Below are 18,925 nucleotides of genomic sequence, written 5' to 3' on the forward strand. Positions count from 1 at the left end.
GCATGGTTTCTTTACTAGCCAAGTCACACTTTATTTCCATCTTTAATACTGTATTAAAAAACATACTTCAAACCTGAAAAAAGGAATCGATTTAAAAGTTAACCCAGTCTAACAGTGAAGGGAGAGTTATGACTCATGGATACACAATCACTAGTTCCCTTATCCACCCTTAAGCAGGGGGAGAAGGCTTATGTAGTCGATCTTGAACTAAACGGCCTGTTGAGACGGAGAGTATTGGATTTGGGTATCGTTCCCGGAACCTCCCTCCAATGTGTCGGGACCGCCCCCGCCGGAGATCCCATCGCTTACTTAGTTCGCGGAACAGTGATTGCTCTCAGGAGTGAGGATGCCAGGTCGATCCGGGTCAATTCAACTTTAGTATAAAGAAAACCCAAGCAAGCGTGCGGTTAGTATGGAAAGTGTTGGAGAGTGAGTGCAATGAATTTAAAAATTGGGGATCAAGCTGCTCCCCTAATGCAAAAGGGAAGAATTCGGAGAGAAAGCTTTGGTATAAGCAGTGCAGCCGACCAGTGGATTATTGCTTTAGCAGGAAACCCCAATGTGGGTAAAAGTACAGTATTCAATGCTTTGACCGGCCTGCGCCAACACACCGGCAACTGGCCGGGCAAAACAGTGAACAATGCTCAAGGTTACTTTACTTATCACAATCAAAGCTTTATGCTCGTTGATTTACCGGGTACTTATTCCCTCCTGGCCCATAGTGTCGAAGAAGAGATTGCCCGGGACTTTATTTGCTTTGGTCAACCGGACGCCACCGTGGTGGTTTTGGATGCCACCTCCTTGGAGCGCAATCTTAATCTTGCCCTGCAGATTATGGAGATTACGCCCCGGATCATTGTCTGTGTCAACTTAATGGATGAGGCTCGCAAAAGAGGCATTGTCATTGATTTTGCTGCCCTGCAAAAGGAGCTTGGTGTGCCGGTGGTTGCCACGGCGGCCAGACATAACCAGGGGCTTGAGGAACTGCAACGAGCCATTTTTGATATTGCCGTGGGCAATCAAGCTACTCAGCCCAAACAAATTGTTTATTCTGAGGATGTGGAGAGGGCCATTCAGCTGCTCCAGCCCCAGATCGAAAAGGTGGGTATGGGCACTATCCTCAGCCCGCGCTGGCTCGCCCTCCGGCTTTTGGACAGTGATCCTGCCTTTATCGAAGAGATCGGCCGTTTCGTTGCCATGAATGGGGATCAAGAGATTGACCTGCAAAGGGAGGAGGGGAAGGTAGCGCTATGAGCAGTATTACTCCGGATCCGTTATTGAAGCTTTATCGGGATACGGAAACAATTCGCGAGGATCTTGGTCATTCCATCACGGATCGCGTGGTTACCGATATTTTTGCTTATTCGGAAAAACTCGCCAATCGGGTGGTCTGCCGGGAACAAGAGCAGGCAAGACGGTGGCGGGAGGGCGTTGATAAGATCGTGATCTCCAGAGCCTTTGGCTACCCCATCATGCTGGGCATCCTCGGGCTGATTTTTTGGATTACGATCGTGGGGGCGAATGTCCCTTCCCAGCTCCTGGCTACAACGCTTTTTGCCTTTCAGGATACCCTTACCCAGGGTTTTAATGCCTTAGGTGCGCCGGCTTGGCTTCATGGTGTTTTGGTATTGGGGATGTATCGGACACTGGCATGGGTCATTGCAGTGATGCTGCCGCCCATGGCCATCTTCTTTCCTCTGTTTACCCTGTTGGAGGATCTGGGATATCTCCCCAGGGTGGCCTTTAATCTGGACCATATGTTCAAGAAAGCTAAGGCTTGCGGCAAGCAGTGCTTAACCATGTGCATGGGCTTTGGCTGCAATGCGGCGGGTGTAGTATCCACCCGGATTATTGATTCCCCCAGGGAGAGATTGATCGCTATTCTAACCAACAATTTCGTGCCCTGCAATGGACGTTTTCCCACCCTGATTGCTATTGCCTCGATTTTTATCGCCGGTATGGCGGCTTTTTCCCAGTCCCTCTTAGCGGCAGGTTCGGTCATATTTATGGTGCTCTTCGGCATTTTGGTCACCTTTGGCGTGTCCTGGGGATTGTCCATGACCCTTTTAAAAGGGGAACCCTCCTCGATGGTCCTGGAGCTGCCCCCTTACCGCCGGCCCAAGGTCCGTTCTGTTCTGTATCGCTCCATGCTGGATCGCACCTTATTCGTCTTACGCCGGGCGGTCATCGTAGCGGCACCGGCCGGAGCAGCCACCTGGGTTCTGGCTAATGTATGGGTGGGAGAGGCGAGCATTCTTACCCATATTGCAGCCTTCCTTGATCCCGCAGCTAAGGCTATAGGGTTGGATGGATTTATTCTTATGGCGTTTATCTTAGGTATACCGGCCAATGAAATCGTGATCCCCGTTCTCCTGATGAGTTATTTGGCGACGGGACAATTAACGGATTTCAGTACCCTGGCGGAGTTGAAAGAAGTGCTCTTAGCCAATGGCTGGACTTGGCTGACCGCTCTGAACACCATGCTGTTCTCCCTCTTGCATTGGCCTTGTGCCACCACTCTCCTCAGTATGTATAAAGAGACCGGAAGCAAAAAGTGGACGGCTCTGGGCTTCCTTCTTCCCACGGCGATCGCCTTTATCATATGCTTTATGGTAGCCCAGACGGTTTACGCATTAGGGTGGGTATAGAGAAGTTTACTCAGTTATAGAAAATGTAAGGACAGATCCTTTGCTGCTGAAAGCAGCTAAGATCTGTCCTTGATTGTGATGAAAACATCATTGTGAAGGGTCAATCAACTCCAGACGCCCCAGTACATCGTATACCTTAAGGGCAATGTAAAGATTGGTTCGGTCGTAAGCTTTTTGGAAACTGGTATTGGTCAGCTCCTCAACTCTCTTTAAGCGGTAGCGCAGGGTATTGATGTGAAGAAACAACCGCTCGGCGGTTTCATTGATATTTAAATTAGCGTCAAAATAGCAGCGCAAGGTGTCCAGCAGCATGCTGTTGTTCACTTTATCGTGAAGGATCAGTGCGTTTAAGTATTTTTTATATAAGGATTTAAGCTGCTCCAGGCTATTGCTGAAGATCAGACTGTAGACACCTAAATCATAGATATGTCTGACTTGGTTGCCATTCCCGGTCAGCTCGGAGAGATGGATAGCATAGAGGGCCTCCTGGTAACTCAGGTGCAGTTTATCGATGAGGTATTTATTGCCAATGCCAAAGGTGGCCTTAAAATTAAATTTTTTGCGTACATCTTCATGATAACGGGTGATATTGTCCAGGGACTTTTTCCAGCCGCTGTCCACATCGAGAATTTTCACATCATAGTGGGTGGGGCAGATGTGAACCAGGTACTTATTATCCCAAACGGTGCAGAAAATATCCAGCTTGTTGAGCTTGAGCCAATCTCTGGTGTAGGCCAGGAGGGCTTGTTTTTCTATTTCCGTCAATATGCGGTCGGTCAGCATAATACAAACATAATACAGATTATTTAAGTCATAATTAAGGAGGAATGAATTTTGTTTGAGAAGCTCTTTGATATTGATATTGCACAAGAGAATATCGGCAATAAAGTTATTGGTATACACATTGTTAAGCTTTTCCATGGAATGGGCCAGGTTAAAATAGGTTTTAACAGCCAAGGAAGCCTTTTCTAAACTGGGGATCAATTCGTGGCATTCTTCTGAATGGGCCGGTTCGACGAAGATAAAACCATCCTTTTCACTGGTTCCCACTTTATAGCATAAAGTGAGCAGCTCTTCATCCCACAGATAAGGGCTGTCTCCATCCCAGTTTAAGATGATACTGAAAAAACTCTGGGGAAGTTGCTCCTGGTCCGAACCCAGACTATAGATCGTTCCTTTGTAATCCGAGATGATGACATTCCGCCCGGTGGATTCGCGCAAGTAGCTCAGGACATGCTCCAAATTATTCATTTCAAGAACTGAATGGGTCAAAGACACTTTGACCTCATCGGTATGAGCCATTTTTATGCTCCTTTGCAAATGAAAGATATGAAGTGATGTGTTGGGTAGACCGGCGCTGTCCTTAGAAAATATAAGTTTAGTATGTATTAGTATAGCTGCTTGTGCTTGTAATTACAATTGTATATTTGTCTGAAAAAAACCCGGCTATGTTTGTCTAATGCTACGAAGGAGAGCCATCCGGAAAGATAGAATGATTTGGCACAAGAAAGTATTGAACTTTCCCATGCTGGAAGAAAGGAGGATTGGAGTGGGCACAGGAAAAGAAGGACCTGCAGCACAATTTAAACTGGCTTTTTTGTTAGGATGCCTGCTATTTGTCTTCATCGCCGTAATGGGCTGTGACGGACAACAAGCGGCAAGTCAAACAAAGCCCCAGGGAGGTGCGGGAGAAGGCGGTCAAGCGGCCCTGGTGAACACTGGTGAGCAGGCCGATAATACTCATTCGAAAATGGGCCTGCAATGCGAACAATGTCATGAGCAAGGTGTGGAAAACCCGGTAAAACAGGAGCAATGCCTGAGTTGTCATAAAAGTATGGCAGAGGTTGCCCTGCTGACCAAGGAAAAGGAACCGAACCCCCATGGCCCTCACCACTATGACACAGCTGACTGCACCACATGTCATGCCATTCATGCCAAATCACAAATGATGTGTTCAACCTGTCATGATTTCCCCTGGATCAATGAACTGGATGAAGAGCTATGGACTAAACTCTAATTCTATTTTGAGAGGAGCTAACCCCATGACCCAAAAAGCAGTTGATAGAAGACAATTTTTAAAAACGATGGCTTTAGCCGGTGTATCCATTGCCGGTGTGGGAACCCTGGCCGGTTGTTCAGCAGGAGCAGCGAATCCGGCACCTCAGCCCGCCCAAGCCGGTCCGGAATGGAAGGAAGAGACCGATGTGGTTGTCATCGGCAGCGGTTTTGCAGGTCTGGCAGCTGCCCTGGAAGTCCTTGAGGCAGGTTCACAGGTCATTATTTTGGAAAAGATGCCTGTGAGCGGAGGGAACTCAGCTATTAATGGCGGAGATATGTGCTGTGCCAATACGAAGATGCAAAAAGCCGCAGGCGTTGAGGATTCGGTCGAACTTATGGTAGCGGACATGCTAAAGGCCGGCGGCAATATCAATCATGTGGATAAGGCCACCCTTGTCGCAGAAAAATCCAACGAAGCCTTGGAATGGTGTCAGAATTATCTGGGCATGAAATTCAGAGAAAAACTGAATTACCATGGCGGCCATTCTGTATTAAGAGCTCATCAATCGGAAGAGGCTTCCGGCTCAGGGTACATTAAGGCTATGCTGGCGAAGTTAGAAGGAAAAGGTATATCCGTTTCGAATAATAGAAAATTCGTCCGCTTCATTGAAAATGATGAGAAACGGATCATCGGCGTGGAAGTGTTGGATGGTTATAAATATGGCAACGAGAGCAGTGGGACACCGCTGCTGATCAAAGCCAGGAAGGCCGTCATTATCGCTTCCGGCGGATTCTCCCAGGACATCAGGATGCGTACCATTCACGATCCCAGAATCACTGACAAATTCTCCAGCACCAACCACCTGGGTGCTACGGGGGAAGCCCTGAGAGAGGCGCTGAAGCATGAAGCCATGGATGTGCATATGGATTGGATTCAGCTTGGGCCCTGGACCAGCCCTGACGAAAAGGGATTTGGCTATGTGCCCCAGTTCGTCGAACGGCTGGTTGGCTTTGCTCCCATGATCGACGTCAAAACCGGCAAGCGGTTTATTATGGAATCGGGGAACCGGAAGGTCAGAGCGGATGCGATCATTGCTTTGGGTGAACCCGGTATTCATGTGGCTGACGAATATGCTGTGAAGCTGCAGATTCTGCCCCAAATTCTCGAAGGAGCGATGGGGAACGGCTCCATTAAGAAATACGATACTCTCGAAGAAGTGGCCAAAGCCTACAATGTTCCGGTGGAACCCTTCCTGGCTGAAATCAAGCGTTGGAACTCCTTTGTCCTCAAGGGCAAAGATGATGATTTCAATTGCATGATTATGGAGGGAGCTAAACCCACTGAACAAGGACCCTTCTATGTTACCCGCATGTGGCCGAAGGTTCACCATACCATGGGCGGGCTTATGACCAATCTGCAAACCCAGGTGATCAATCAGGATTTTGAACCGATCAAAGGGCTTTATGCCGCCGGTGAAGTCACAGGAGGTATCCATGGTGCGGTGCGTCTGGGTGGAGTAGCGTGTACAGACTGCATTGTCAATGGCCGCATTAGCGGACAGGAAGCGGCCAAAGCCGAGGCCTGGGGTTAGAATTCAATTCAAGAGAGCGACTAAAAACAGGTGAGTAATTAGAAGATGAATAATTAGAAGAATAAAGGGCTGTATTCTATTTGCTGGAATATAGCTCTTTTCAATTTATACTGGATTAGTTTGAGAGCCTGACCGGATTGTGATACAATAGCCTCAAAGGTGTGCCTATGTATAAGGAGGAAGTCCAGTTGGCTGGTTTTTTTACTAAACTAAAAGAAGGATTGACGAAAACTCGGGATCAGTTTGTTACTAAAGTCGAAGAGATTTTAACGGGAAGACGGAAAATCGATGAAGAGCTCTATGAAGAGCTGGAGGAAGTATTGATTCGCTCCGATGTGGGGGTAAATACTTCCTTTGAGCTGGTTGAAGGGTTGCGTAAAGAGGTAAAGAAAAGAAAATTACAGGAGGCGGAAGAGCTAAAGATTGTTCTCCAAGAGCTGATTGCTGAACTGCTGGGAGAAGAAGAATCCATGAACTTTGCGGAACATGGTCCCAGCATCTTTTTGGTGGTGGGTGTCAATGGTGTGGGCAAGACCACGACCATCGGCAAGTTAGCTCATTATTTCCAAGGGGAAGGAAAGAAAGTTATCCTGGCTGCCGGAGATACCTTTCGGGCAGCGGCCATCGATCAGCTTGAGGTCTGGGGACAGCGGGCCGGTGTGGAAGTCATAAAACAAAAGGAAGGTGCCGATCCTGCGGCGGTAGCCTATGATGCTCTTCAGGCAGCGAAGTCCCGGGGTGCCGATCTGGTCATTATGGATACGGCCGGCCGACTACATAATAAGGTCAACTTAATGGAAGAGCTGCGCAAAGTAAAGCGGGTCATTGAACGGGAAATTCCCGGGGCACCTCATGAGGTTCTCCTCGTCCTTGATGCCACAACAGGACAGAATGCTCTCCAGCAAGCCAAGCTTTTTCAGGAAGTGGCCGGGGTGACGGGAATTGTGCTCACGAAACTGGATGGTACAGCCAAGGGCGGAGTGGTCCTGGGGATTCAGGGAGAAATTAATATCCCGGTGAAATGGATCGGCGTAGGGGAAGGGATGGAGGATTTGCGTCCATTTATTCCCCAGGATTTTGCCAGTGCTCTTTTTGATCAGACTCAGGATGATGAGGAGGAAGAAATCTGAATACCTTCGCATTGATCGGTGGAACAGGACTAGAGGCGGTTGCTCTGCTGGATCTCCGTACAGAAAGCATCGCTACCCCTTATGGAAAGGTAACGGTGGAGATCGGGCGTTTTGAGGCCCACGATGAGCCCATTGTCTTCATGAGCCGTCATGGCAAAGGGCATACGGTGCCCCCTCATTTGGTCAATTATCGGGCCAATATCTGGGCTTTAAAAGAACTTGGTGTCCGGAAAATCATTGCCACGGCTGCTGTGGGTTCCCTTTCCTCCCGACTCCAATTGGGAGATATTGTGCTCTTGGATCAATTTCTGGACTTTACCAAGAGCCGTCCTCAGACCTTTTATGAAGGGGGAGGACAGGGCGTACTCCATGTGGATATGACAGAACCCTATTGCCGGTCTGTACAAGCGGTGATTCGTGAAGCCGGAGAGTCCATAGGGGTGCCTTTGCAGGGCGGGGCTGCCTATGTATGTACAGAGGGGCCGCGCTTTGAGACTCCGGCTGAAATCAGGATGTACCAAATTCTCGGCGGAGAATGTGTGGGGATGACCAGCGTGCCCGAAGTGGTTTTGGCCAGGGAATGCGGTATGTGCTATGCTACGATCGCCATGGTTACCAATGAAGCGGCAGGAATAGCCGATCACCCCCTAACCCATCAGGAAGTCGTTGAAAGCTTGCAAGCTGCCGGAAAGAAGGCAGCCGGTTTAATACAAGAAACATTTCGGATACTTCGCCACGAACAGGATTGTCGGTGTCAAATGGCTAATGCAGAGGTCGGTAAGTTTTAGAAAGGCGGTACGAAGGTGAAAGCATTAGAGTGGATGGGAGATTCCTTAAAAATATTGGATCAGACCCGTTTACCTGTAGAAATTAAGTATAGAATGGCCACAACCTATGAGGAAGTGGCGGAGGCCATTGAAAAAATGGAAGTTCGGGGGGCACCGGCTATCGGCGCCGCAGCAGCTTACGGATACGCCCTGGGAGCAATAGGCTACTCAGGCGAGCTGGCAGGCTTGTCGGCTCATATGGAAAAAGTTCAGCACCGTTTGGCGGAGACCCGCCCCACAGCAGTCAATCTCTTTTGGGCATTGCGCCGTATGGAGGATCGGCTGCGGGATCAGCATGAGGCGAAGGAACTGGCGGAGATTCGCCAAGCCTTGGTGGCAGAGGCCGAAAATATAGCTGAGGACGATCGCCGTGTCAATCGTCTCATCGGGGAACATGGCAACGCAATTGTGACCGCGGAAGCCAATATTCTTACCCACTGCAACGCAGGTGCCTTAGCTACTGTGGAGTATGGCACTGCCCTTGGGGTAATACGCGCCGCCCAGCAGGCGGGCAAGAAAGTTCATGTTTACGCCGGTGAGACCCGTCCCTTCTTGCAAGGGGCCCGGTTGACAGCTCTGGAATTGATGAATGATCACATTCCCGTGACCCTCATCGCGGATAATATGGCTGGATTCTTAATGCAACAGGGAAATATTGATTTGGTCATCGTGGGTGCGGATCGTATCGCAGCCAACGGAGATACGGCCAATAAAATCGGTACATACTCCCTGGCTGTCTTAGCTCATGCTCATGGCATACCTTTCTACGTGGCTGCCCCTACCTCCACCATTGACTTGAAGGTTCCCAGTGGACAAGATATCCCTATTGAAGAAAGGAATCCTAAGGAATTAAGGGAGGTCTTTGGGGTTCAGGTAGCCCCGCCGGAAGTCCCCGTGTATAATCCTGCTTTTGATGTGACTCCCGCCAAATTGATTACGGGAATTATTACGGAAAAGGGTATCGTAACCTCACCTTACTCTGTGAATTTACTAAAGATGATGGTGCGCTCTTGATGCTCAAAGAGAAAATCCTGGAGATCGGCCAAAAAATAGCTCAGAGCGGCATGGTCGCCGGTACTTGGGGGAATATCTCCGCGTGGGATTCTGACCGCAATGGGTACTGGATTACTCCCAGCGGCATGGATTACTTCTCCTTGAAGGAAGAGGATCTGGTACTGCTGAGTATGGATAATACTGTGCTGGAGGGAAAGCGCAAGCCGTCTTCAGAGCTGCTGCTCCATGGGGAGATCTATAAGCAGCGGCCTGATGTTCAAGGAATCGTCCACACCCATTCTCCATTTGCTACAGCCCATGCCGTATCCCGCCTTCCCCTCCCGGGGATTGTGGAGGATTTGGTGATGATTGCCGGAGGTCAGGTGGCGGTGGCCCGCTATGAGTTACCCGGCACGCTGGAGCTTGCCCTTAGTGCTGTGCAGGCACTGGAAGACAAGAATGCTGTCTTTCTCGCTAACCATGGCTTGGTCGGGGTTGGCTTCTCCTTGGCTGAAGCATTTAAAGTGTGTCAAGTCGTAGAGAAAAGTGCTCAGATTCATATCATGTCCCGGCTCTTGGGTGAACCGGCGGCACTAAGCCCTGAAGACATTCAAATCATGCGCCGCGCTTATCAGGAAAGCTACGGACAACGAGCTTAGTGCTATTAGACCTCCAAATGGATTGGGGGTCTAAATCATTGGTTGTAAGGAGTGATAGTTGTGTCCAAGATTCTTATTCGCGCTATGGTATTGCCCATGACCGGGCCGGAGGATTTCTACCCCGAGGGAGAAATAGGGATTGAAAATGATCGGATTCTCTTTGTCGGGGAGAAAGGTTCTGCTCCGGACAGCTTTATTCCTGATCAGATCATCGATCTGCCTGAGGATGTGGTTATGCCTGGCTTGATTAATACTCATACCCATGCGGCTATGACCATGTTGAGAAGTTATGCCGATGATCTGCCCTTGATGCCTTGGCTGCAGACGAAGATTTGGCCTTTTGAGGATAAAATGTCCGATGAAGATATCTACTGGGGAACCTTGCTGGCTTTGGGGGAAATGATCCAATCCGGAACCACGACGATGCTGGATATGTATGCTTCTATGGATCAGGTGGCGAAAGCCGTTTTAGAGGCGGGAACCCGGGGGGTTTTATCAAGGGGCTTGATAGGCAACGCTCCTAATGGAGAAAGAGCTTTTGCCGAGAACATAGACTTGGTCAAGAATTATCATGGTGCAGGTCAGGGGCGGATTCAGGTTATGTTTGGCCCCCATGCTCCGTATACTTGTTCCGGTGAGTTTCTGCAGCGGGTTAAGCAGGAAGCGGACCGTCTGGGAGTAGGAATTCATATCCATGTGGCGGAGACGGAAGATGAGATCAAAACCATCAAAGAGCAATATGGCAAGACCCCGGTTCAATGGCTGGAGGAACTGGGCTTATTCGGAGGGCATGTGGTGGCCGCCCATTGTGTGCACCTGACTGAGGAAGATCAGGAGATTATGGCCCAAAACAAGGTTTTTATCGCCCACAATCCCGAGAGCAATATGAAATTAAACAGCGGCACGGCGCCGATTCCCGAACTCCGTTCACGGGGTGTTGTGGTTGGCTTGGGTACGGATGGCACTTCCAGCAATAATAATCTGGATATGTTCGGGGAGATGCGCTCAGCGGCCTTTCAGCAAAAGCTCGTCAAAGGAGCCACGGCTCTGCCCGCTTATGAGGTGCTGCAGATGGCTACAGTGGATGGGGCACGGACTCTGGGACTTCACGATGTGGGTGTGCTGGCACCGGGTTATAAGGCGGATTTGATCTCCATCAATTTTGATCAGCCTCATTTTTACCCGAGATTCTCCATTCCTGCCCATTTGGTCTATGTCGCCCACGCCGGCGATGTGCGTACAGTCATGGTCGATGGCAAAATTCTCATGCAGGAACGTCAGCTCATGACCATAGATATCAAACGGGTTTGCCGAGAGGTGGAAAAGCGGGCCAAAGGGATAGCACAAGGCTTATAGACTTTTTAAATTCTATAAAATATAATTTTTCCTTCATTAATATATGTGAATATAGGTGCAGTGTTCTTAAAACAGGAAATGCAAGTGTCGTATCAAGTGTTATATAAAGAATTGCTGTTTGAAAAATTACCTTTAAAAATTAAGTCCTTTAAAAATTACAAGTGCAGGAAAGTAAAATTACTTGACAAACTGATGAATATGCCCTAAAATAGCGCAGTAAAGTAAAAATCCTTTACGGGAGGCTTTTTGCATTGGAACGATTTGCAAAAATGGCATTACTGGCGGATTTTTATGGTCCTCTTTTAACTTCCAAGCAGGGGAGGATCTGGGATCTCCATTATGAACAGGATTTTTCCCTGGTGGAGATTGCTGATCTTGAGAAGATCAGCCGGCAAGCAGTGTATGACTTGTTGAAGAGGACGGAAAAGATCCTGCAAGGGTATGAGGATAAGCTGGGACTGATTCGCCGCTTTGCCGACGAGCAGCATAAATTATCCGAAGTTCACCAATTAGTGCAGGAATTCGAGCATAAGGATTTTTCCAACGAGAAAGCCTGGGAACGGCATCAATCCATAAGTCAAAAAATTGATGAAATATATCGGGATATTGAAGCTTCTTAGGTTGAGTCCGGAAAGTGAGGGCTGGTATGTTTCAAGGTCTAAGTGAAAAATTACAAGAAACATTCAAGCGGTTAAAGAGTAAAGGCAAGCTCACTGAGGCGGATGTCAATGAAGCGATGCGGGAAGTCCGTATGGCCTTATTGGAAGCTGATGTGAACTTTAAAGTGGTTAAGGATTTTGTCGCCAAAGTCAAGGAGCGTTCCATTGGACAGGAGGTTCTCGAATCTCTTTCCCCTGGACAGCAGGTGATTAAAATTGTTAATGAGGAAATGGTCGCCTTAATGGGCGGCGTTTCCAGCAAGATAAATATTTCCTCGAAGCCTCCTACAGTCATTATGCTGGTGGGCCTGCAAGGAGCCGGTAAGACAACCCACGGTGCCAAGCTGGCTAATATGCTGAAGAAGCAAGGCAAACATCCCCTCTTGGTCGCCTGCGATATTTATCGTCCGGCAGCCATCAAACAGCTGGAAGTCCTCGGAGAACAGATCAAGGTGCCTGTGTTTTCCTTAGGCCAGGAGAACCCGGTAAAGATCGCCGCTGCCAGTCTTCAGCATGCCAACAGCCAAGGCTTGGATGTGGTTATCATCGATACGGCAGGCCGCCTGCATATCAATGAAGAGCTGATGGGAGAACTTAGAGAGATTAAGTCCTCAGTGAAACCCCATGAAATCCTGCTGGTGGTCGATGCCATGACCGGGCAGGATGCCGTGAATGTAGCGGAAAGCTTCCATAACGAGCTGGGGGTTGATGGCATCATCCTGACCAAGCTGGATGGAGATACCCGGGGCGGGGCTGCCCTCTCCGTGAAGGCCGTAACCGGCTGCCCGATTAAATTTGCCGGTGTCGGAGAAAAGATGGATGCTATTGAGCCCTTTTTTCCGGAACGGATGGCCTCCCGTATTTTAGGAATGGGAGATGTCCTGACCCTGATTGAAAAGGCCCAGGAGGCCTTCGACGAAAAGCAGGCCCGGGAAATGGAGCAGAAGCTGCGCAAGCAGGAATTTACCCTGGATGATTTCCTGGATCAGATGCAGCAGCTTAAAAAGATGGGGCCCTTGAATTCTCTGCTGGAAATGATCCCCGGTGTTGGCAAGCAGATGAAAGATGTTCAGGTCGATGAAAAAGATATGGCCCATGTTGAAGCCATTATTCATTCCATGACCGCTGAAGAGCGCAGAAAGCCCGCCTTGATCAAGGATTCCAGAAAGCGTCGCATCGCCAAAGGCAGCGGGACCAGCATTCAGGAAGTGGGGCGTTTGCTGAAGCAGTTCGAGCAGATGCAAAAGATGATGAAACAATTTGCCGGTGGTTCAGGTATGGGGATGATGGGCAAGGGCAAAAAAGGTAAAAAAGGGAAAAAAATGGGCTTGCCCTTCCCTTTTAAATAATTTTCTAATTTTGCTTATCATTCTCAGGAGTGATAAGTATCCTGGTGAGGAGGTGAAAAACATGGCAACAAAAATTCGTCTTCGCCGCATGGGCGCTAAGAAGAATCCCTTCTATCGTTTAGTCGTTGCGGATTCCAATGCTCCACGCGATGGTCGTTTCATTGAGGAAATTGGCTTCTATGATCCTACGAAACAACCGGAAGTCCTGAACATTGATGAAGAAAAAGCAATGAAATGGTTAGCAACTGGTGCTCAACCTTCAGATACAGCGAAGTCTCTTCTTCGCAAGGCTGGGGTTCTGGCTAAGTACCATGAGTCCAAGAAGTAATTGGATTATTGGGGGTGCTCCTGTGAAGGAACTCGTAGAGGTCCTTGCGAAAGCTTTAGTCGATCACCCGGAGCAAGTTCTGGTTGCTCAATCGGAAACGGAGAAATCCGTTCACCTGCAGCTCACCGTTGCTCCGGAGGATATGGGCAAAGTGATTGGTAAGCAGGGAAGAATTGCTAACGCTATACGTACGTTAGTAAAAGCTGCTGCAGTCAAAGATGGCCGCAGAGTGCATGTTGACATTGATCAGTGATGTGTTGAGAAGGGCTTTAAGCCCTTTTTGACGTTAGGTGCTTGTAAGTGTCCGGGCTTGCATGCTTGCTTGGTGGGATCCATAAGGAGGGGAATGACGCCTTGTTTGGGCGGTATCGTTTAAGCTTTGCTCGGGTTGTGTAGCTTTACGCACAACGGTCTCTCCATAGCTCCGGGGCTGGTTCACTCGCTTTCTTAACAGCTACGCCAAACCTCAGGGTAATACCTGATGTGAACCGTGGCTGCGCTACGTTAAGAAAGCGACGTTCACCTAACCGCCCCTCCGCTAAATCCGTTCCCTTTTGTACGTAAAGCTACACTTCACGGGTCTGCTTTAGTTTTCCTTTGAGGTTTGGTTTAAGCCTTCTCTCAAGCAATTTGCCCAAGCGATTTATCAACCGATTCGCCGACCATGCCGCAAACGGCGTCGGCAAGACTAACAAAATGGCTAGGAGAAGGGCCTATAACACCTGCTCAGGCTGGAAAGCAGACTAAGCTAAGAGGCCTACAGCGCCTTGCCCACTCAATCCCGAGAAGCAGCCCAAGGATTTTGATTTACGGCAGGGAAGCGACTTTAAGCGAGCGGAAACAAAACTTCGCGAAAAGCCCACAGCGGAGAAAAGTTGGAAACAGGACGTTTCCAACCGGCTATGAGGCAGGAGCCGATTTAGCCGGGTACTTTTCGGATCGGAGGGCTTGAGCGTTAGTTTTGTCCGCGCAGCTTTCGGAGCGAACGGCGTAAATCAAAATCCTGGAGAGATCAGGCTTGCAGGTCGGTTTAAAGTATACTTTCCTCAAAAAAGGAGCAATGTTCTATGGATGAGGTCTTAATCGGTGAAGTCATAAAGCCCCATGGAGTCCAGGGGGAAATCAAAGTCTATCCCATTACAGATAATCCCAAGCGGTTCCGGAAGCTTAAGGAAGTGATCCTGGTGCAGAATCAGGAACAGCGTCGCCTTAAGGTTCTTCATGCCAATGTCCATCAATCGGAAGTGTATCTGACTTTGGAAGGGATTAATACCAGAGATAAGGCGGAAGCCATCAGAGGATGGGCTGTTAAGGCGGATCGGGACCAGGTCCCGCCGCTTAAGGAAGGCTGGTATTACTTCGAACTGGAGGGCATGCAGGTCTATGAAGGAGATGTGCTACTGGGGACTTTGGCTCAGGTGATACAGACGGGGGCCAATGATGTCTATCTGGTCAAGGGGGATAAAGGGGAGATCTGTGTGCCGGCTTTAAAGACAGTGGTGAAGCATGTGGATGTAGCCGGGAAGCGGATGGATGTGGAGCTGCCCCCTGGACTCATCGATGGTGAAGAACTAAGATGATGAAGTTCACTGTATTAACCCTGTTTCCGGAGATGTTTGCCCCCGTTCATGAGAGTATTTTAAAACGGGCTCAAGCAGCACAGCTCATCGAGGTAAGTTTAATTAATTTCCGGGATTACGCTGCCAGCAAGCATAAGAATGTGGATGATGTTCCTTATGGGGGAGGAGCGGGCATGGTACTCAAACCTGAGCCCCTCTTTGCGGCACTGCGGGACTTGCCGCCCAGCCCTGGCCGGCGGCGGATTGTGCTGCTTTCTCCTCAAGGGGAAGTGTTTCAACAGTGGAAGGCCGAAGAATGGAGCCGCTGGGATGAACTGGTCTTTATTTGCGGTCACTATGAGGGATTTGATGAACGCATTCGCAGCCTTGCTGATGAAGAAGTGTCTTTAGGGGATTTTGTTCTTACCGGAGGAGAGCTGGCAGCCATGGTGATGATGGATGCCGTAGCTCGTTTATTGCCCGGTGTTCTGGGAGAAAAAGCCTCCGCTGAGGAAGATTCTCATAGCGGAGGGCTTTTGGAATACCCTCACTATACCCGTCCCCCTGTATTTGAGGGGATGGAGGTACCGGATGTTCTTTTATCCGGCCATCACCGGCGTATTGAAGAGTGGCGCAGAAAGGAATCCCTGCGCCGTACTTTCTTAAAGCGTCCTGATTTGTTCGCTAAGGTTGAATTTCGAGCGGGCGATTTCAATTTATTGGAAGAACTGATTCAAGAACATCCTGAGCTGGCACAAGAGCGCTCACGCTGGGAACATTTAAGGCCTAAGCCCAAAAAACGCCGATAAGGAGGAGCCATTATGGGGGATCTGTATGTGGCATTGCTTCATGCACCGGTCTACAATAAAAATATGGAAACCATCGCCACCTCCATCACCAATCTGGACATTCACGATATCGCTCGCAGCACTACCACATACGGAGTGAAACGCTACTATATTGTCCATCCTGCTGAAGCCCAAAGAGCCTTGGCTCAACGGATAATGGGCTACTGGCAGGAAGGCTTTGGTGCCGAATATAATCCCAATCGCCAGGAAGCCTTTGCCCGGGTTAAATTAGCCAGTGAGCTTGCCGAGGTTGAAGAGGAGATTTTTAAGGAGCAAGGGAGAAGGCCTTTGAAGATAGCCACGGATGCCCGGAGATATCCCAATACCTTAGGCTATGCCGCCGTACGGGATAAAATCGAAAATGGGGAAGAGCCGTTGCTGCTGCTCTTTGGCACAGGTTGGGGCCTGCTCAGGGAGGTTATGGAAGAGTGCGATATCATTCTGGAACCGATCTATGGGCCCGGAGAATGGAATCATCTTTCCGTCCGCTCGGCAGCGGCCATTATTTTAGATCGCTTAAGAGGGCATTAAGCGAACTGACCAGCCTCGGAGCTATGGAGTGAGTGTTGTATGAAAACTACACGACCCGGACATTTTTTTAATTTTTAAAGTTGCACTCAGCTTATTGTTTGTGATACAATATCACGGTAAAACGGATGGTCCGCTCACTGTGAAAAGCTTGGTGATGAAACACCAGCTCAGTGTATGAACATCTAGGCAAGGAAGGGGGGAATCAATAATGGATTTTATTCGCATGATTGAAGAAGAACAAATGAAAAAAGATCTTCCTGCCTTCCGTCCTGGAGATACCGTACGTGTCCACGTTAAGGTTGTCGAGGGTACCCGGGAACGTATTCAGGCTTTCGAAGGGGTTGTCATCAAGATGAAAGGCGGTGGTCTGCGCCGGACTTTCACCGTGCGTCGGGTAACTTATGGTGTAGGAGTAGAGCGGACTTTCCCGCTGCATTCTCCTCGCATTGACCGCATTGAGGTAATACGCCGCGGTATCGTACGCCGTGCCAAACTCTACTACCTACGTGAACTTTCAGGTAAAGCAGCGCGGATTCGCGACCGTCGCTAGCAATAAGATGGGCTGGAGCTATCCGGCCCTTTTATTATATACAAAATCCCTTTCGCTTTTTTTGCACGGTCAGAAAGTATAACGACCTTGCATACTTTCATCCGGCATAAGTGCAACCAACGACTTCACCTTCCTGGATGGGTGATTAAAAAGCAAACAAGTGCGATAGCCTTGTCTTCGGGTGAAGTCGGGTTTTCTTTGTCTTGAAAAATGCTGTATGCTCCTCAAAATTTCTGCTCATACTAGTGTAGCGACACGCTCACGTTTCGCTTAATGATTTGTCTGAATTTCCATCTGCCGCGTTGTCGTAATCGGCGTAGCACCACTATGCCTCACTTCTTCGCCTTGCAGACTGAAAATTCATCCTGGGTCATTCAGCTGAAAGTGAACGCGCCACTACACTCGTGTAGAGTTTGAAACAGGGAGGAGAAATACGGTGAAGCATAAGACAAGAATCGGATGGTTAATCTGGGTCCTGGCAGCAGTGGTCGTTTGTGCTGCTCTTTTACGTTTGTTTGTACTTCAGCCCTATACTATTTCTTCAAATTCCATGGAGCCGACTTTGGTTCCAGGGGATAGAATTCTCGTGAATCGTTTTGCTTACCAATACGGAACCCCCACCCGAGGCGATATTGTGGTTTTTGCTTATCCGAAAGATACCAGCCGCACCTTTGTCAAACGGGTTATTGCTGTGGATGGTGAGACTGTTGAGCTTAAAGGCAATCAGGTTTATGTCAACGGCTCGCTGATTCAGGAGCCTTATCTGAAGCAAGGGGATTATTCACCCTTTGAACCTGAAACCATCCCTGCTGAAAATATTTTTGTTTTGGGCGACAACCGTCGGGAGAGCGGCGATTCAAGAGAATGGGGGGTTCTGCCCAGAAGTTATATCATTGGGAAAGCATGGTTTGTTTATAGTCCCTTCCAGAGAATTAAGTTCTTTTGGTAAAGGGTAGATAAGAAGGTGTTTCGTTGAATATTCAGTGGTTTCCTGGCCATATGGCCAAAGCAAAGCGGTTGTTGTTGGAACAGCTGCGTTGGGTGGATGTGGTCATCGAATTAGGGGATGCCCGTTTACCGGAAAGCAGCAGAAACCCTCTGCTGCAGGAGATGTTGGGGGATAAGCCGAAAATAATTATCCTGAACAAGGTGGATTTGGCTGATCCTTACTGGACAGAGATCTGGACACGTAAACTTCGTCAAGCCAATCCCGTCTTGGCGGTAAGCGCAACCAACGGTGCCGGAGTAGGCAAAATTGTTCCCGAAGTCGAGCGGCTCATGGCCCATAAGATAGAAAAATGGACGGCCAAAGGAATTCGTGCCCGCAGCATCCGGGTGATGATCGTGGGTATACCTAATTGTGGAAAATCCTCCCTGGTGAATAATCTTATTGGAAGTGCAAAAGCTAAGACAGGCAATAAACCGGGGGTGACCCGGGGCAATCAGTGGATTCGCATTCATGAGCGAGTAGAGTTGCTGGATACACCGGGGTTGCTCTGGCCAAAGTTTGAAGATCCTGAAGTGGGCAAAAAGCTGGGGGCCGTAGGTGCTATCCGGGATGAAGTGCTCAATCTTGAAGAACTGTCCCTCTGGGTACTGGAGCAGCTCAAGGAAAATTATCCGGAGGCTTTAACCCGGTATACTGAAGATGTTCAAAACCTGGATCTGGAGGGTATTGGACGAAAGAGAGGCTGCCTGGTTAAAGGGGGACAAGTGGATATCTTGAAAGCAGCTCAGATCTTCCTAAGGGAATTCCGGGCAGGTTCTTTAGGGAAATTCACTTTGGATCATACAGTGAAATAGCTTATAATAATCTTAAATGAGAGTTGATTTAAATTTCAGGTTTGTTTTGTGAATCGTCAGGATTCCAGTAAAAGAGAGAGTAGGAAAGAGGAGCA

The 18,925-nt window shown here is 48.9% G+C and carries 21 protein-coding genes and 1 pseudogene; 21 read left to right on the top strand and 1 reads right to left on the bottom strand.

What is annotated here, in order from left to right:
- Positions 1-135 precede the first annotated feature (135 nt).
- The 3 genes from DESLBE_RS24095 to DESLBE_RS24105 are packed head-to-tail and all read left to right on the top strand — an operon-like array spanning position 136 to position 2,648.
- The gene (locus tag DESLBE_RS24095; protein WP_005813176.1) at positions 136-384 is read left to right on the top strand and encodes a FeoA family protein; all 249 of its coding nucleotides are present in this window, start codon (positions 136-138) and stop codon (positions 382-384) included.
- A 54-nt stretch (positions 385-438) separates the two neighbouring features.
- On the top strand, positions 439-1,254 hold the full coding sequence (locus tag DESLBE_RS24100; RefSeq protein ID WP_005813177.1) for a FeoB small GTPase domain-containing protein: 816 nt from the start codon (positions 439-441) through the stop codon (positions 1,252-1,254).
- Complete coding sequence (locus tag DESLBE_RS24105) at positions 1,251-2,648, top strand: nucleoside recognition domain-containing protein (protein WP_005813179.1); 1,398 nt, start codon at positions 1,251-1,253, stop codon at positions 2,646-2,648. The genes DESLBE_RS24100 and DESLBE_RS24105 overlap by 4 nt, the downstream gene beginning before the upstream one ends.
- A gap of 87 nt (positions 2,649-2,735) precedes the next feature.
- Here DESLBE_RS24105 and DESLBE_RS24110 read toward each other — a convergent pair whose 3' ends face one another.
- Positions 2,736-3,950, bottom strand: a complete 1,215-nt coding sequence (locus DESLBE_RS24110; RefSeq protein ID WP_144678428.1) for a helix-turn-helix domain-containing protein — start codon at positions 3,948-3,950, stop codon at positions 2,736-2,738.
- 247 nt (positions 3,951-4,197) lie between these two features.
- Between DESLBE_RS24110 and DESLBE_RS24115 the strand changes: the two genes are divergently transcribed.
- The 18 genes and pseudogenes from DESLBE_RS24115 (at position 4,198) to ylqF (ending at position 18,830) form a co-directional block, all read left to right on the top strand.
- On the top strand, positions 4,198-4,665 hold the full coding sequence (locus DESLBE_RS24115; RefSeq protein ID WP_243131376.1) for a cytochrome c3 family protein: 468 nt from the start codon (positions 4,198-4,200) through the stop codon (positions 4,663-4,665).
- Between the two features lie 25 nt (positions 4,666-4,690).
- On the top strand, positions 4,691-6,238 hold the full coding sequence (locus DESLBE_RS24120) for a flavocytochrome c (protein WP_144678430.1): 1,548 nt from the start codon (positions 4,691-4,693) through the stop codon (positions 6,236-6,238).
- Between the two features lie 167 nt (positions 6,239-6,405).
- The gene (gene ftsY / locus DESLBE_RS24125) at positions 6,406-7,368 is read left to right on the top strand and encodes a signal recognition particle-docking protein FtsY (RefSeq protein WP_144678431.1); all 963 of its coding nucleotides are present in this window, start codon (positions 6,406-6,408) and stop codon (positions 7,366-7,368) included.
- 11 nt (positions 7,369-7,379) lie between these two features.
- Complete coding sequence (gene mtnP, locus DESLBE_RS24130) at positions 7,380-8,156, top strand: S-methyl-5'-thioadenosine phosphorylase (RefSeq protein ID WP_144678432.1); 777 nt, start codon at positions 7,380-7,382, stop codon at positions 8,154-8,156.
- Positions 8,157-8,171: 15 nt separating this feature from the next.
- The gene (gene mtnA, locus DESLBE_RS24135) at positions 8,172-9,209 is read left to right on the top strand and encodes an S-methyl-5-thioribose-1-phosphate isomerase (protein ID WP_144678433.1); all 1,038 of its coding nucleotides are present in this window, start codon (positions 8,172-8,174) and stop codon (positions 9,207-9,209) included.
- Complete coding sequence (locus DESLBE_RS24140) at positions 9,209-9,847, top strand: class II aldolase/adducin family protein (protein ID WP_011460450.1); 639 nt, start codon at positions 9,209-9,211, stop codon at positions 9,845-9,847. The genes mtnA and DESLBE_RS24140 overlap by 1 nt, the downstream gene beginning before the upstream one ends.
- A 60-nt stretch (positions 9,848-9,907) precedes the next feature.
- Positions 9,908-11,203 (top strand): amidohydrolase, encoded by a 1,296-nt coding sequence (locus DESLBE_RS24145; RefSeq protein WP_011460449.1) that lies wholly within the window; start codon positions 9,908-9,910, stop codon positions 11,201-11,203.
- 251 nt (positions 11,204-11,454) lie between these two features.
- Positions 11,455-11,823, top strand: a complete 369-nt coding sequence (ylxM, locus tag DESLBE_RS24150) for a YlxM family DNA-binding protein (RefSeq protein ID WP_018307055.1) — start codon at positions 11,455-11,457, stop codon at positions 11,821-11,823.
- A gap of 26 nt (positions 11,824-11,849) precedes the next feature.
- Entirely contained in the window at positions 11,850-13,211 is a 1,362-nt protein-coding gene (gene ffh / locus DESLBE_RS24155; protein WP_026198959.1) for a signal recognition particle protein, read from the top strand.
- 61 nt (positions 13,212-13,272) lie between these two features.
- Positions 13,273-13,539, top strand: coding sequence for a 30S ribosomal protein S16 (gene rpsP / locus DESLBE_RS24160; protein ID WP_018307057.1), 267 nt, complete (start codon positions 13,273-13,275; stop codon positions 13,537-13,539).
- Positions 13,540-13,561: 22 nt separating this feature from the next.
- The gene (locus DESLBE_RS24165; RefSeq protein ID WP_011460446.1) at positions 13,562-13,792 is read left to right on the top strand and encodes a KH domain-containing protein; all 231 of its coding nucleotides are present in this window, start codon (positions 13,562-13,564) and stop codon (positions 13,790-13,792) included.
- A 622-nt stretch (positions 13,793-14,414) separates the two neighbouring features.
- Positions 14,415-14,622 (top strand): annotated as a pseudogene (locus DESLBE_RS27490) (hypothetical protein).
- A complete protein-coding gene (gene rimM / locus DESLBE_RS24170; protein WP_005813199.1) occupies positions 14,607-15,119 on the top strand; it encodes a ribosome maturation factor RimM in 513 nt (170 codons plus the stop codon). Before DESLBE_RS27490 ends, rimM begins: the two are co-directional and overlap by 16 nt.
- Positions 15,116-15,907: a tRNA (guanosine(37)-N1)-methyltransferase TrmD gene (gene trmD, locus DESLBE_RS24175; RefSeq protein ID WP_018307058.1), complete on the top strand. Its 792-nt coding sequence runs from the start codon at positions 15,116-15,118 to the stop codon at positions 15,905-15,907. Before rimM ends, trmD begins: the two co-directional genes overlap by 4 nt.
- 12 nt (positions 15,908-15,919) lie before the next feature.
- On the top strand, positions 15,920-16,477 hold the full coding sequence (locus DESLBE_RS24180) for an RNA methyltransferase (protein WP_018307059.1): 558 nt from the start codon (positions 15,920-15,922) through the stop codon (positions 16,475-16,477).
- Positions 16,478-16,685: 208 nt separating this feature from the next.
- The gene (rplS, locus tag DESLBE_RS24185; RefSeq protein WP_005813207.1) at positions 16,686-17,027 is read left to right on the top strand and encodes a 50S ribosomal protein L19; all 342 of its coding nucleotides are present in this window, start codon (positions 16,686-16,688) and stop codon (positions 17,025-17,027) included.
- 436 nt (positions 17,028-17,463) lie between these two features.
- On the top strand, positions 17,464-17,976 hold the full coding sequence (gene lepB / locus DESLBE_RS24190) for a signal peptidase I (RefSeq protein ID WP_011460443.1): 513 nt from the start codon (positions 17,464-17,466) through the stop codon (positions 17,974-17,976).
- Positions 17,977-17,999: 23 nt separating this feature from the next.
- The gene (ylqF, locus tag DESLBE_RS24195; RefSeq protein WP_011460442.1) at positions 18,000-18,830 is read left to right on the top strand and encodes a ribosome biogenesis GTPase YlqF; all 831 of its coding nucleotides are present in this window, start codon (positions 18,000-18,002) and stop codon (positions 18,828-18,830) included.
- Positions 18,831-18,925: the final 95 nt, after the last annotated feature.

Origin of the sequence: Desulfitobacterium sp. LBE (assembly GCF_007830365.1) — a bacterium.
Classification (GTDB): Bacteria; Bacillota; Desulfitobacteriia; order Desulfitobacteriales; family Desulfitobacteriaceae; genus Desulfitobacterium; species Desulfitobacterium hafniense.